Annotated in this window: 10 protein-coding genes; 7 read left to right on the plus strand and 3 right to left on the minus strand. The window is 66.2% G+C overall.

The window, feature by feature from the left end:
- Both VHA82_RS20265 and VHA82_RS20270 read left to right on the plus strand, forming a co-directional pair.
- Positions 1-2,814, plus strand: a 2,814-nt coding sequence (locus VHA82_RS20265; protein ID WP_325546978.1) for a LysM domain-containing protein, incomplete at its 5' end; no start/stop codon positions are given.
- Positions 2,811-3,158 (plus strand): hypothetical protein, encoded by a 348-nt coding sequence (locus tag VHA82_RS20270; protein WP_325546979.1) that lies wholly within the window; start codon positions 2,811-2,813, stop codon positions 3,156-3,158. The genes VHA82_RS20265 and VHA82_RS20270, both read left to right, overlap by 4 nt.
- A 558-nt stretch (positions 3,159-3,716) precedes the next feature.
- On the opposite strand, the gene VHA82_RS20275 is transcribed toward VHA82_RS20270, so the two are convergent.
- From VHA82_RS20275 to VHA82_RS20285, 3 genes are all read right to left on the minus strand, one after another.
- Positions 3,717-5,927, minus strand: coding sequence for a malate synthase G (locus VHA82_RS20275; RefSeq protein WP_325546980.1), 2,211 nt, complete (start codon positions 5,925-5,927; stop codon positions 3,717-3,719).
- Positions 5,928-5,961: 34 nt separating this feature from the next.
- Positions 5,962-6,639, minus strand: coding sequence for a haloacid dehalogenase type II (locus tag VHA82_RS20280; protein ID WP_325546981.1), 678 nt, complete (start codon positions 6,637-6,639; stop codon positions 5,962-5,964).
- A 76-nt stretch (positions 6,640-6,715) separates the two neighbouring features.
- Positions 6,716-7,696 carry an amidohydrolase family protein gene (locus VHA82_RS20285; RefSeq protein WP_325546982.1) on the minus strand — a complete coding sequence of 327 codons (981 nt, stop codon included), beginning with the start codon at positions 7,694-7,696 and terminating at the stop codon, positions 6,716-6,718.
- Positions 7,697-7,792: 96 nt separating this feature from the next.
- On the opposite strand from VHA82_RS20285, the gene VHA82_RS20290 reads away from it, so the two are divergent.
- The 5 genes from VHA82_RS20290 (at position 7,793) to argS (ending at position 13,301) form a co-directional block, all read left to right on the plus strand.
- Positions 7,793-8,743 (plus strand): Bug family tripartite tricarboxylate transporter substrate binding protein, encoded by a 951-nt coding sequence (locus VHA82_RS20290; RefSeq protein WP_325546983.1) that lies wholly within the window; start codon positions 7,793-7,795, stop codon positions 8,741-8,743.
- Positions 8,744-8,815: 72 nt separating this feature from the next.
- The gene (locus VHA82_RS20295; RefSeq protein WP_325546984.1) at positions 8,816-10,000 is read left to right on the plus strand and encodes a CaiB/BaiF CoA-transferase family protein; all 1,185 of its coding nucleotides are present in this window, start codon (positions 8,816-8,818) and stop codon (positions 9,998-10,000) included.
- Positions 10,001-10,054: 54 nt separating this feature from the next.
- Positions 10,055-10,963 carry a LysR family transcriptional regulator gene (locus VHA82_RS20300; RefSeq protein ID WP_325546985.1) on the plus strand — a complete coding sequence of 303 codons (909 nt, stop codon included), beginning with the start codon at positions 10,055-10,057 and terminating at the stop codon, positions 10,961-10,963.
- A gap of 165 nt (positions 10,964-11,128) precedes the next feature.
- Positions 11,129-11,584 carry a DUF2214 family protein gene (locus tag VHA82_RS20305; protein WP_325546986.1) on the plus strand — a complete coding sequence of 152 codons (456 nt, stop codon included), beginning with the start codon at positions 11,129-11,131 and terminating at the stop codon, positions 11,582-11,584.
- Positions 11,585-11,627: 43 nt separating this feature from the next.
- Positions 11,628-13,301 (plus strand): arginine--tRNA ligase, encoded by a 1,674-nt coding sequence (argS, locus tag VHA82_RS20310; protein ID WP_325546987.1) that lies wholly within the window; start codon positions 11,628-11,630, stop codon positions 13,299-13,301.
- The last annotated feature ends 16 nt before the right edge of the window (positions 13,302-13,317 follow it).

Here is a 13,317-nt window from a genome sequence, read left to right on the forward strand (position 1 = left end):
ATCCAGGGCAACGGCACGGAGCTCAGGCGCAACGCCTACGACGGCAACGGCAACTTGCTTGCGCAGCGCGTGTACGCGAGCGACAGCAACAACCTGAAGTACTCGGTGTGGTACGACCAGGACGGCAACGGCTACGCCGACATCGACGGCGCGGGCAACGTGCAGGGCTACGTGCTGCAGGACCCGAATCAGACGTTGAAGTACTCCTACACCTACGAGGCGGGCGAGAGCTACCGCGAGAAGACGGAAACCGGAACGCGTACGAGCGGAACCGGAACGGGAGGAGCGGGCACCACCACGAGCGTCTACGACGCCAACGGCTACCTCGTCGGCGTGAAGACCGAGCAGCAGGCGAACGACCGCACGATCGTGAACGACTCGACCGGCAAGGTGCTGTACGTGAACCAGAACGGGCATGTTCAACGCGAACTCATTGCGAACGGTGAAGTGCTGGGCCGCTACGGCGATGTGGTGAACAGCCAGGAGCCCAAGGACAAGGACGGCAACCCGGTGTTCGAGAGCATCGCGGACTTCGCCTTCGGCTTCGACAGCGTGGCGGGCAACACCCCGGACACGCCGGATCGCACACACGTGGTGGGCGCAGGCGACACGCTCGAAACACTGGCGCAGGCGTACTACGGGGACAGTCGGCTTTGGTATCGCATCGCCGATGCGAACGGCTTGAGCAGCAACGCGGATCTGAAGCCCGGAGCAGTGCTGAAGATTCCGGGAACGGAAGTCAACGCCAACAGCGCCACCACCTTCAAGCCCTACGACCCGAGCGCCGTGATCGGCGACGAGACGCCGGTGGTGCCGGTGCCCAAGCAGCATCACAGCTGGTTCGGTGAGTTGCTGATGATCGTGGTGGCCATAGTCGTTACGGTCTACACCGCCGGCGCACTCGCCGCTGCCGGAGCGTTGGGCTCCGATGCTCTAGGTGCGGCGACGCTGGCCGGGGCCACCACCGGCGGAGGCATCGGAGCGACCATCGAAGCGGGCCTGTCCGTGATGGCGGGTCAGGCGGGCATTGCGGCGGCTGCCGCGGGCGGCGCCATCGGCGGTGCGGCGGGCTCGATCGCGAGCCAATCGGCAGGCGTTGCGATCGGCGAGCAGGACAGCATCAACTGGAAGAGCGTCGGCATGAGCGCCTTCTCCGGCGGTGTCACGGGTGGACTTGCCGGCGTCGGCGCACTGCAAGGCGCTGGGATCGAAGCGGCGATGGCACGAGCGGCGGTCGGCAACACGTTGACGCAGGGACTGGCAACGGCCACCGGCCTTCAGCATGGCTTCAACTGGCAGTCGGCAGTGGCCTGCGCTATCGGCGCGGGCGCCGGTCAAGCCATCGGGGGCCAACTGGGGCTGAACGATCCGAATATGCTCTACGGCATGGATCCGAGCGAGGTGTTCGCCAAGCGACTGGCCACCGGCCTGGCTGCCGGTGCAGCCACCGCCGTGGCGCGGGGCGGACGAGTGGCCGTGCAGCAGGTTGCAGTCGATGCGTTTGGGAATGCACTGGGGTCGAGTCTGGCGGAGCAAGCGAGCGGCCCGGCCACGACGCCGGCGGTCGTTGGCACTGAAGGCGGATACGACGACACGTGGCGCGATGAAAACTTGGCGAGGATGAGAAGGCTGGCTGGCGCCGAGACTTCAATCGGCGCAGGCGTGGACTGGAATGCGGGCACTTCTGTCATGGGTGCCGGCCCCAGCGCCGCGCTTCCATCAATGTATCCGGCCTCGCAATTGGTCGGCAGCGGACGAAACGCCCAAGGGCTGCGCTACTACGAGTGGGCCAATGAAGGGAACATCGTCGCGGTCGCAACAGAGGTGCCGCCTCAACCTGCTCTCGTTTCGACTGAGCTACCGCCACTGGCCGTCGAGGGCACGGGCTTGCGTTCCGGCTCGATCAGGGCTGACCAAGGCTGGTGGTCGTCGATGGGTGCCATCGCAAACAGCAACCTGTCGTTTGGCGAAAAGCTCAGCATGGGCTGGGGTTCGACCAACTACTACTTCCGCAATTCGGAAGAAGCGCTCGGCACGGTGCAGATGGTCGGTGGCGGTCTCGAAGTGGCGGGCGCCGTCACTCTGAGTTCGACAGGCCTAGGCGCCACGCTGGGCGTTCCTCTGGCCTTCCATGGTGGCGACACCATCGGCACGGGCTTCAACCGCTTCATGGGCTACGGCAACATCCCGACGGTGACGTACCAGCTCGTTGAATCGACCACGGGTTCGCCCGCGCTGGCCAGCGCTGTCGATCAGGGCATCCCGTTCCTCGGAGGTGTTGCCACGGCGGGCCAGGGCTTGCGTTTGGCGGAAAACAGCGTGCTTCGAAGCACGACCTACCGAGGTCTGACGGCGCAGGATGCTGCGTCGCTGGACGACGGGCTGGGGTTGATAGCCAAGAATCCGAATGGGGTTTGGACGGCCGAGGATCACGTGGCCAACTTCAAGTTCGGCACCAAAGGAGGAGCGCTGAAGAATGACCCGTGGATTGGCACGACGCGTGATTACGACGTCGTTATTGGCCCCAAGGGCTACGACAGTGGCAATGGCATCGTTGCGATCAACCTGAACAGGGTGCCGAATGCTCAGGTCGAGGTGTGGCAGACCGCAGGCCGCTCCAATACCTACAAGCTGTCAGAACCTTACCACCGCTCCATTTGGGCGCAGGAAGTATCGATCTACCAGAGCGTGCCTGCGCGAGCGATTTACACCCCCTTCACTCCGATCACCCAGGTGCCGGTGTACCGACCCATAACCTATGGCCTGACGCTGGGTGGCACGGGCTTCACAACCAATCGCGGAGGTTCGCAATGAGCATCGAAATCGATCACGCAGCAGACGAGTACACGCGCCATCTCTTCGACGTGGTCAACGGCGTGCAGGATGCGAGAGAGATTCGAGAGGGCGCGTTCGCCGAAGCTGAACGCTGGGCACGTGAGTTGACGAGGTTGCTCAAAGGCAGCGAGGCCGTTTCAAAGAGTCATCTGGCCCTGATCTATAGGGCTATGGGAACTTTGGAGAACGAAGCGCCCAACTCTCAGCATGAGAAGCGTGTGATGGAAATCGTCGAAGCCATTCATCTCACCTTCGGGTTGATTCTGAGCGACCAAAGCCACGACGACTGGAATCCTCAGCCCGGAGTCCCCCGAGTGCGATAGACGAGCTGTGGGACGAGAAAGACCCTCGCCACTCCCCTGCGGGGGAGCTGCTAAAGAAAGAGAGGGGCCGCTGTGACAAGCGGCCCCTCTTCGTTCATCTGTGCGTTGCAGCCTGGCGGCGGCTCGCTGTAGGTGTCCGCGCATCCCCGTAGTTGCCTTATCCTGATCCATCCGCAATCGTCGGCACTCCAATTCACGAAGGAGCTAATGACGATGGAAGACGAGCAAGTGGGCGATGCTGCTGCGGCGGCGAAGACGCCCTGCGCTGTTGAACCCGCGCGCACTGCGTCGATCGCGCTGGGAAAAGGGCCTTGCCCTACACTTGTTTACAGTCGTCGGCCTCGCTGCCAGCTTCCAGCCCCGGGTCAGAATTGAATCGGCAGGGTCAGAATTCAACCGGCGCCGACAGTCCAGGAAGCCTGGGAGCCGGCACCGTCCGCGCCGGCGAGCGCGGAGCTCGCGCGCTCGATTTCCGCCCCAAGTTCCGCGAGATCGCGCAGCCGAACCAGCCCGTTCGCTCACCGGTCCCGGCCGATCAAACCCATCAACCGCCAATGCTCATTCGCCGGACCACCCACCCGCCTTCACCTTCAGCCGCCACGCATGCAGCAGCGGCTCCGTGTACCCGCTCGGCTGTTCCTTCCCCTTGAACACGAGGTCGCGCGCGGCTCGGAACGCGTGAGAGGTCTCCCAGTTCCCCGCCATCGGCTTGTACAGCGGATCGCCCGCGTTCTGACGATCCACGACAGCGGCCATGCGCCGGAAGGTTTCCTCGACCTGCTCCTTCGTCACCACGCCGTGATGCAGCCAGTTGGCGATGTGCTGCGATGAGATGCGCAGCGTCGCACGGTCTTCCATCAGGCCGACGTTATGGATGTCGGGCACCTTCGAACAGCCCACCCCCTGGTCCACCCAGCGCACCACATAACCGAGAATGCCCTGGCAGTTGTTGTCCAGCTCCTGCTGGCGCTCCTCGGCGCTCCACTTCGCTTCGGGCACGACCGGAATCGTGAGCAGGCCCGCGAGCAGACTCTCGTACTCGGCATCGGCGGAAACCTTCTCCAGCTCCCGCTGGATCGCGAAAACGTCCACCTGCAGGTAGTGCAGCGCATGCAGCGTGGCTGCCGTGGGCGAAGGCACCCAGGCCGTGTTGGCGCCGGCGCGCGGGTGCGCGATCTTCTGCTCCAGCATCGCGCGCATCAGGTCCGGCATCGCCCACATGCCCTTGCCGATCTGCGCGCGGCCGCGCAGGCCGCACGCCAATCCGACGAGGACGTTGCTCTTTTCGTAGGCCTGGATCCACGCGCTCGTCTTCATGTCGCCCTTGCGGAACATCGGACCCGCGAGCATGGCCGTGTGCATCTCGTCGCCCGTGCGGTCGAGAAAGCCCGTATTGATGAAGGCCACGCGCGCCTTCGCGGCATCGATGCATGACTTCAGGTTCACGCTCGTGCGCCGCTCCTCGTCCATGATGCCGAGCTTCACGGTGTCGGCCGGCAGGCCGAAGAGTTCCTCCACGCGGCCGAAGAGTTCGCTCGCGAAAGCCACTTCCTTCGGGCCGTGCATCTTCGGCTTCACGATGTAGACCGAGCCGGTGCGCGAGTTGCGGATGCCGTTCACCGCAAGACCCTTCAGGTCATGCACGGCAATCGCGGTCGTGATCACGGCATCCATGATGCCTTCGTAGATTTCGCCGCCGCCGTCTACCAGGATCGCGGGGTTGGTCATGAGGTGGCCGACGTTGCGCACGAAAAGCAGCGATCGGCCGTGCAGCCGCACTTCGCCCCTGCCGTCCGCGGACTGGTAGACGCGGTCCGGGTTCAGGCCGCGCGTGAACGTCCTGCCGCCCTTCGCCACTTCCTCGGTCAAGTCGCCACGCAGGATGCCCAGCCAGTTGCGATAGGCCAGCAGCTTGTCCTCGGCATCGACGGCCGCGATCGAGTCCTCCAGATCGAGGATTGTCGACAGCGCCGCTTCGAGGACGATGTCGCTCACGCCGGCCGCATCGGTTGCGCCGATCGCGTGCGTGCGATCGATGCGCACGTCCAGGTGCAGGCCGTTGCGCTTCAGAAGCACCGAAGAAGGCGCGGCCGCATCGCCCTGGTAACCGGTGAATTGCGCCGGGTCCTCGAGCCCCGCCGTCTTGCCGCCCTTCAGCGCGACCATCAGCTTGCCGTTCTCGACGCGGTAACCGACGGCGTCCTTGTGCGACGCGCCACCTTCCAGCGGCGCGGCCTGGTCCAGCACGCCGCGCGCGTACTCGATCACCTTCGCGCCACGTACTTCGTTGTAGCCGGGCCCCTTCTGCGCGCCGCCGTCTTCGGCAATCGCATCGGTGCCGTAGAGCGCGTCATAGAGCGACCCCCAGCGCGCGTTGGCGGCGTTGAGCGCGTAGCGCGCGTTCAGGATCGGCACGACGAGTTGCGGCCCGGCCTGCAGCGCGAGCTCGGCGTCGACGTGGGCGGTGGTGGACTGCACGTCCTTCGGCGGCGGCACGAGATAGCCGATCTTCTCGAGAAAGGCCCGGTAGGCCCGCATGTCGCGGATCGGGCCGGGGTTGGCGCGATGCCACGTGTCGATCTCGCCTTGCAGGCGGTCGCGCTCGGCCAGCAGCGCGCGGTTCTTCGGCTGCAGGTCGCGCACGATCGCATCGAAGCCGGCCCAGAATTTCGCGCTGTCCGTGCCGGTGCCGGGCAACACTTCCTCGTCGATGAAGCGCTTCAGCGCGCCGTCCACTTGCAATCCATGAACCTGGGTGCGATCGCTCACGGGGTTCCTCTTGTGTCGTCGTGTGATGAAAAGGTCAGAAGAAAGACAGCACGTCGCGCAGCGTCGCCCCGGTGGCGGTCGGCTGCGTGCCGAGTTCCTCGAAAGGCATCTGGTAGCGGTTCACCCACAGCGTGCGAAAGCCGAACCACGTGGCCGCGAGTGCGTCCCAGGCGTTGCAGCTCACGAAGAGGATCTTCCCGGGCGCAAGCCGCGTGGCGTCCACGCCGAGCTGGTAGGCCGCGGGATGCGTCTTGAACTTGCGCACGGCGTCAACCGAAAGGACGTGGTCGAGGAGATCCTCGAGCCCCGCACTGCGCACGCCGACGCCCAGCATCTCCGGGTCGCCGTTGGAAAGGATGCCGGTGACGACGCCTTTGGCTTTCAACGCCTGCAGCACCTCGCGGTTCTCGGGGAACGCGGAGAGATGCCGGTACTGGTTCATGAGGCGCTCCTCGCGCTCGGCCGTGAGGTCGAGCGCGAGCCGCTTGCATGCATATCGCAGGCCCGCGCGCGTCAGCTCCCAGAACGGCCGGTAGTGCGCGCCGTCGTTGCTCGTCGTGACGAGCCGCGTGTACTCGATCTGCTTGTCGCGCCAGAGCACGGCCAGCGCCGCCCCGTGGCCGGGGAAGAGCTGTTCGGCAAGCAGGCCGACACTGTAGACGTCGAAGAGCGTGCCGTAGGCATCGAAGAGAACCGCCTCGGGTTGATCCATGACGGAACTGTATTGCAGACTCTGGCGCCGATTGATTCGCTCCCAGGCGGGTTATCCATGACTGAAATGCGCGTAATCAGAAGCCGAACACCCGCATCGCGTTGGCTCCGCGGATCGCCTTGCACTGCGCATCGGGCAATTGCGCCGTGTTCGCGAAGGCGCCTCGCGTGTCGTGCACCCAATGGGGCCAGTCGGTGCCGAGCATCACGTGGTCCGCACCGACGATCTCGACGAGGTACTTCAGCGGCCGCACGTCGTAGGTAATGCTGTCGTAGTAGATGTGGCGCAGGTAGTCGGTGGGCTTTCGCTTCATCTGCCGGCGCTGCGGCAGTTCCACCTCGTCACCCTTCTCGAAGCGGCCGACGAGATAGGGGAGCGTCCCGCCGCCGTGCGAGGCGATGATCTTCAGATTCGGGTAGGCATCGAAGAAGCCCTCGAAGATCATCCGCGTGATCGCAAGCGTCGTGTCGAACATGAAGCCGACCGACCACGAGAGGTCGAACTTCGTCATGTCCATGAAGTCCACGCCGGGCGGATCGGTCGGGTGCACGAGCACCGGCAGCCCGCGCCGGTCGATCGCCTGCCAGATGGGCGCGAAGGCCGGCTCGGTGAGGCTGCGGCCGGCGACGTTGGCCAGCACCATCACGCCCACCGCGCCCTTCGCGCACGAACGCTCCAGTTCCTCCACGGCGCGCTGCGGGTATTCCCAGGGGAGCGATGCGAACCAGCGGATGCGGTCGGGAAAGCGCGCCTGGGCATCGGCCACGTTGTCGTTCGCCTCGCGCGCGGCAAGCACGCTGATTTCCTCGCCGCCCCAGTAGACGTTGGGACACGTGAGCGACACCACCGAGACGTCGATGCCGGACTGGTCCATGTGCCCGATGCGCAGGTCCCAGTCGAAGTGGCCCTTCTGCGGGATCACGACCGGCGTGTTGCCCCGGAACACTTCGCGCTGCCCGTCGGGGCGCACCTGCACGTTGTAGATGCCGCTTTTTTCCTGCAGCAGCTCGAGCCACCTGTGCGTGAACATGTGGGTGTGGACGTCGATCACCGTCATGGCCTGTCTCCTACTACTTTGTAGTTCAGCGGGTGCGGCCCGATGCTGGTGCACGGCCGAGTCGATTCCAATGTATTCGTTTCCGGAGGGATCTCGATGAAGCGCCGTCATTTCGCCGCATTCGCCGCGGCAACGCTTGCCGCGCCTGCCGTCTTCGCGCAGGACAGGACAGTGAAGATTCTGGTCGGCTTTCCGCCCGGCGGCTCGGTCGACGTGATCGCCCGCCTGCTGGCCGAGAAGATGAAGGTGTCGCTCGGGCAGAACGTCATCGTCGACAACAAGGCCGGCGCCGCCGGCCGTGTGGTGCTCGGCGACCTGAAGCGCGCCGTGCCCGACGGCCAGACGCTCGTGCTGTCGCCCAGCGGCGGGCTCGTGATCGCGCCTTGGCTCTACAAGCTCGACTACGACCCGATCAAGGACTTCACGCCGATCGCGCGCGTCGTCACGTTCGACTTCGCCGTCACCGTGGGCCCCGGGGCGCCCGCGGGGGACCTGAAGACCGTGCTCGCGTGGATGAAGGCGAATCCGTCGAAGGCGAACTACGCGACCTCCGGCGCGGGCACCGTGCCGCACTTCGCGGGGCTCCTGATCGCGCAGGCGTCGGGCGTGCCGCTCACGCACGTGCCGTATCGCGGCGGAGCGCCCGCGGCGCAGGACCTGATCGGCGGGCAGATTCCGCTCATGGTGGACACCGCATCCGAGACCATCGAGCATCACAAGGCGGGCAGGGTGCGCATCATCGCCGTCACGGGCGAGCAGCGCATGAAGGCGCTGCCCGAAGTGCCGACGCTGAAGGAAGCGGGCATCAACACGGCGGCGGATGCGTTCTTCGGCCTCTACGGGCCGCCGGGGATGTCGCCCGATGTGGTCGCCCGCATCGACAAGGCCGTGGCCGAGGCGCTGAAGGCACCCGACATCCAGGAGAAGATCTACGCGTTCGGTCTCGTGCCCAACTACGCGGGCGCTTCCGAACTCGCGACGACACAGGCGATGCACCTGAAGCGGTGGGAAGCGCCGATCAAGGCGTCGGGCTTCAAGGCCGAGTAGCGGCGCGGACACCGCGGCCCGCGAGCGTCGCTTCGCCCGCGCCGGCCGGCGCGGCGTGGCAGACTTGCTGCCATGACGAACGATCTTCCGTACGCGGGCCTTGCCGTCGTCGAATTCACGCACATGGTGATGGGCCCGACCTGCGGGCTCGTGCTCGCGGACCTCGGCGCGGAGGTGATCAAGGTCGAACCGGTGGCGGGGGACAACACGCGGCGCCTGCTCGGTTCGGGCGCCGGATTCTTTCCGCTTTTCAACCGCAACAAGAAGAGCATCGCGCTCGACCTGCAGCAGCCCGAGGGTCGCGAGGCCGCGCTCAGGCTCATCGCCAAAGCCGACGTGGTGAGCGAGAACTTCAAGCCCGGCACGATGAAGAAGCTGGGCCTGGACTACGAAACGCTCGCGCAGCTCAACCCGCGCCTCGTTTACGTGAGCCTCAAGGGATTTCTTCCCGGCCCGTACGACCACCGCACCGCGCTCGACGAGGTCGTGCAGATGATGGGCGGGCTCGCCTACATGACGGGCCGCCCCGGGGACCCGCTGCGCGCGGGCGCGAGCGTGAACGACATCATGGGCGGCATGTTCGGTGCGATCGGCGTCATGGCCGCGCTCGCGCAGCGCGAAAAGACCGGTCGCGGCCAGGAGGTGCAAAGCGGCCTCTTCGAGAACAACGTGTTTCTCGTCGCGCAGCACATGATGCAGTACGCCGTCACGGGGCAGCCCGCGGCGCCGATGCCCGGACGCATCTCGGCCTGGGGCATCTACGACGTGTTCACGGCGAAGGACGGCGCGCAGGTGTTTCTCGCGGTGGTGAGCGACACGCAATGGGGCGTCTTTTGCGACGCGTTCGGCTTCGCCGACCTCAAGGCCGACGAGCGCCTGAAGACGAACAACGATCGCGTGCGCGCGCGCGAGTGGCTCTTGCCGCAGCTGCGCGAGCGGCTCGCGCACGTGAGCGCCGCGGAGCTGTCCGAGCGGTTCGAAGCAAACGGGCTGCCTTTCGCGCCGATCACGCGTCCGCAGGAGCTTTTCGACGATCCGCATCTGAATCGCACGGGCGGACTTGCTGCGCTGAAGCTCGCGGACGGACGCGAGACGCGCGTGCCGCTGCTGCCCCTCACGCTCGACGGCCATCGCCCCGGCGTGCGGCTCGATCCGCCGCGCCTGGGCGAGCACACGCGGGAGCTGCTGCGCGAAGCGGGCTATACCGATGCCGAGCTCGATGCGCTGGCGGCACGCCGCGTGATCGCCGAAAACTGACCCTCCGGGGCGTTGGCCACGCTGGCGAAGGCCGCTGCGTATCATCGGCAGGCGATGGACAAGTTCAAGCAGCTGGAGTCGTTCGTCTCGGTGGCGACGCGAGGCAGCTTGGCGGCGGCCGCCAGGGCCGAAGGCGTTGCGCCCGCGATCGTCGGCCGCCGGCTGGACGCGCTCGAGGAGCGGCTCGGTGTGAAGCTCATGGTTCGCACCACGCGCCGCATCGCGCTCACGCACGAGGGCTCGGCCTTTCTGGAAGACTGCCAGCGCCTGCTCGCCGATCTCTCCAACGCGGAGGCGAGCGTGAGTGCGGGCGGGGTGAAGGCGAGCGGTCACCTGCGCGTCACCGCCCCGGCCGGCTTCGGGCGGCGTCATGTAGCGCCGCTCGTGCCGCGTTTTCGCGCGCTGCATGAGGACGTGACCATTTCGCTGAACCTGAGCGACCGCGTGGTCGACGTCGCGGGCGAGGGCTACGACTGCGCGGTCCGCGTGGGCGACTTCCCGGATTCGTCGCTCGTGAGCGTGCGGCTCGCGGACAACCGCCGGTTATGCGTCGCGACCCCGGACTATCTGAAGCGGCGCGGCACGCCGAATCATCCGAACGACCTCGCGAAGCACGATTGCCTCACGCTTTCGAGCGAGGCGTCGCAGACGCGCGGCTGGGCCTTCCGTGTGGGCGACGAGATCCTGCACATCCGCCCTTCGGGCCCGCTCGATTGTTCGGATGGGCAGGTGCTGCACAACTGGTGCCTGCAGGGTCTCGGCATCGCGTGGCGCAGCACGTGGGAGGTGGAAGGCGAGATCGCCGAAGACCGGCTCGTCGAAGTGCTGGCGGAGTTCTCGGCGCCGCCGAATGGGATCTATGCCGTCTTTCCGCAGCGCAAGCACTTGCCGTTGCGCGTGCGGCTGTGGATCGATTTCCTGAAGCATCACTATGCGCAGGCGCGGTTCTGGAAGGGGGTGTAGTGTGGCTGTCGTGTTCAACGCAGAGGCGCGGAGGTCACGCAGAGGGCCGCAGAGGGCCGCAGAGAATTTTCATCTTGAATTTCCTCTGCGGCCCTCTGCGCTTCTCCGCGCCTCTGCGTTGAAAGCCACCCCCGCACGCCCCCTCCCCCGCCGGAGAATGCAGCCATGACCCAGGAAGCCCTGCTCGCCTACGCCCACATCCTCGCCATCCTCACGCTCGTCGTGTTTCTCTCGAGCGAAGCGGCCCTGTGCCGCCCCGAATGGCTCAACGCGGTCGTCGTCGAGCGGCTCGCGCTCGTCGATCGCGTGTACGGCATCGCCGCGCTCGCCGTGCTCGCGACCGGACTCGCGCGCGTCTTCTTCGGCGCGAAAGGCGCGGGCTGGTACTGGGGCAATCCGCTTCTTTACGTGAAGCTCGTCCTCTTCGCCGCCGTCGGCCTGATTTCGATCGCGCCCACACTGCGCTTCATCCGCTGGCGCAGGGCGCTGCGCGCCGACGGCAGCCTGCCCGCGGCCGACGAAGTGCGGCAGGTGCGCAAGTGGGTCATGGTGCAGGCCCACATCGTTCCCCTGATCCCGCTGGCCGCCGTGTTCCTCGCGCGCGGATTCGGCGGCGCCTGAGCTGGACGAAAGGCATGGAGCCGCCGCCCGTAAAATCGGGACCATGCTCCGCGTGAAACAGGATCTGCTCGGCGCGCTGGCCGCCGGGCTGGAAAGGCTCTTGCCCGGCGCGGGCGAGAAGGCCGCGTTCGAATCGCCCAAGGTCGCCGCCCATGGCGACTTTGCCGTGACGGCGGCCATGCAGCTGGCCAAGCCACTCCGGCAGAGCCCGCGTCAGCTCGCCGAGGCGCTCCGCGCCGAACTGCAAGCGAACGACGCTTTCGTCCGCTGGGTGGAAGGCATCGACATCGCGGGGCCGGGCTTCATCAACATCCGCCTGAAGCCCGAGGCGAAGCGGCAGATCGTGCGCGAAGTGCTCGAAGCAGGCGAGCTCTTCGGCGACCAGCCGGCCAACGGCCAGCGCATGATGGTGGAGTTCGTGTCGGCGAATCCGACCGGCCCACTGCACGTGGGCCACGGCCGCCAGGCCGCGCTCGGCGACGCGATCTGCAATCTGTACGAAACGCAGGGCTGGAACGTCTACCGCGAGTTCTACTACAACGACGCGGGCGTGCAGATCGACACGCTCGCGCGGTCCGTGCAGCTGCGCATCCAGGGGATCAAGCCGGGCGACCCCGACTGGCCCGAAGCGTCCTACGCCGGCGAATACATCCAGGACATCGCGAACGATTTCCTCGCGAAGAAGTCGGTGAAGTCCGACGACCGCGAATTCACCGCGAGCGGCGACGCCCAGGCGCTCGACGACATCCGCATGTTCGCCGTGGCCTACCTGCGCCACGAGCAGGACCTCGACCTGAAGGCGTTCGCCGTCCGCTTCGACAACTACTTCCTCGAGTCGAGCCTGTACACGAGCGGCAAGGTGGACCACGTGGTGGATCGCCTGCGCGAGGCCGGCAAGACCTACGAGCACGACGGCGCGCTGTGGCTGAAGACCACGGACTACGGCGACGACAAGGACCGCGTCATGCGCAAGGGCGACGGCAGCTACACGTACTTCGTGCCCGACGTCGCCTACCACATCACCAAATGGGAACGCGGCTTCCTGAAGGTCGTGAACATCCAGGGCACGGACCACCACGGCACCATCGCGCGCGTGCGCGCGGGCCTGCAGGCCGCGGGCGTCGGCGTGCCCCCGGGCTACCCGGACTACGTCCTGCATACGATGGTGCGCGTGATGCGCGGCGGCGTGGAAGTGAAGATTTCCAAGCGCTCGGGCAGTTACGTGACGCTGCGCGACCTGATCGAGTGGACCAGCAAGGATGCGGTGCGTTTCTTCCTGCTGTCTCGCAAGCCCGATACGGAATACACCTTCGACGTCGACCTGGCCGTGGCGCAGAACAACGACAACCCGGTCTACTACGTGCAGTATGCGCATGCGCGCATCCGCTCGGTGCTGGCGCTCTGGGGCGGCGATGCGCAGTCGCTGAAAGAGGCCGACCTGTCGGCGCTGGAGTCGCCCGCCGCGCTGAACCTGATGCTGCAGCTCGCGCGCTATCCGCAGATGCTGTCGCAGGCCGCGGCCGACTTCGCGCCGCACGACGTCACCTTCTACCTGCGCGAGCTGGCGGCGTCTTATCACAGCTACTACGACAGCGAGCGCATCCTGGTGGATGACGAAACCGTGAAGCGCGCTCGCCTCGCGCTCGTCGCCGCCTGCGCCCAGGTGTTGCACAATGGCCTCGCCGTGCTGGGCGTGAGCGCCCCGCACAAGATGTGAGCGAAGCAGGAAGCGA

The sequence above is a fragment of the Ramlibacter sp. genome, from assembly GCF_035548915.1.
Taxonomy (GTDB): Bacteria; Pseudomonadota; Gammaproteobacteria; order Burkholderiales; family Burkholderiaceae_C; genus Ramlibacter.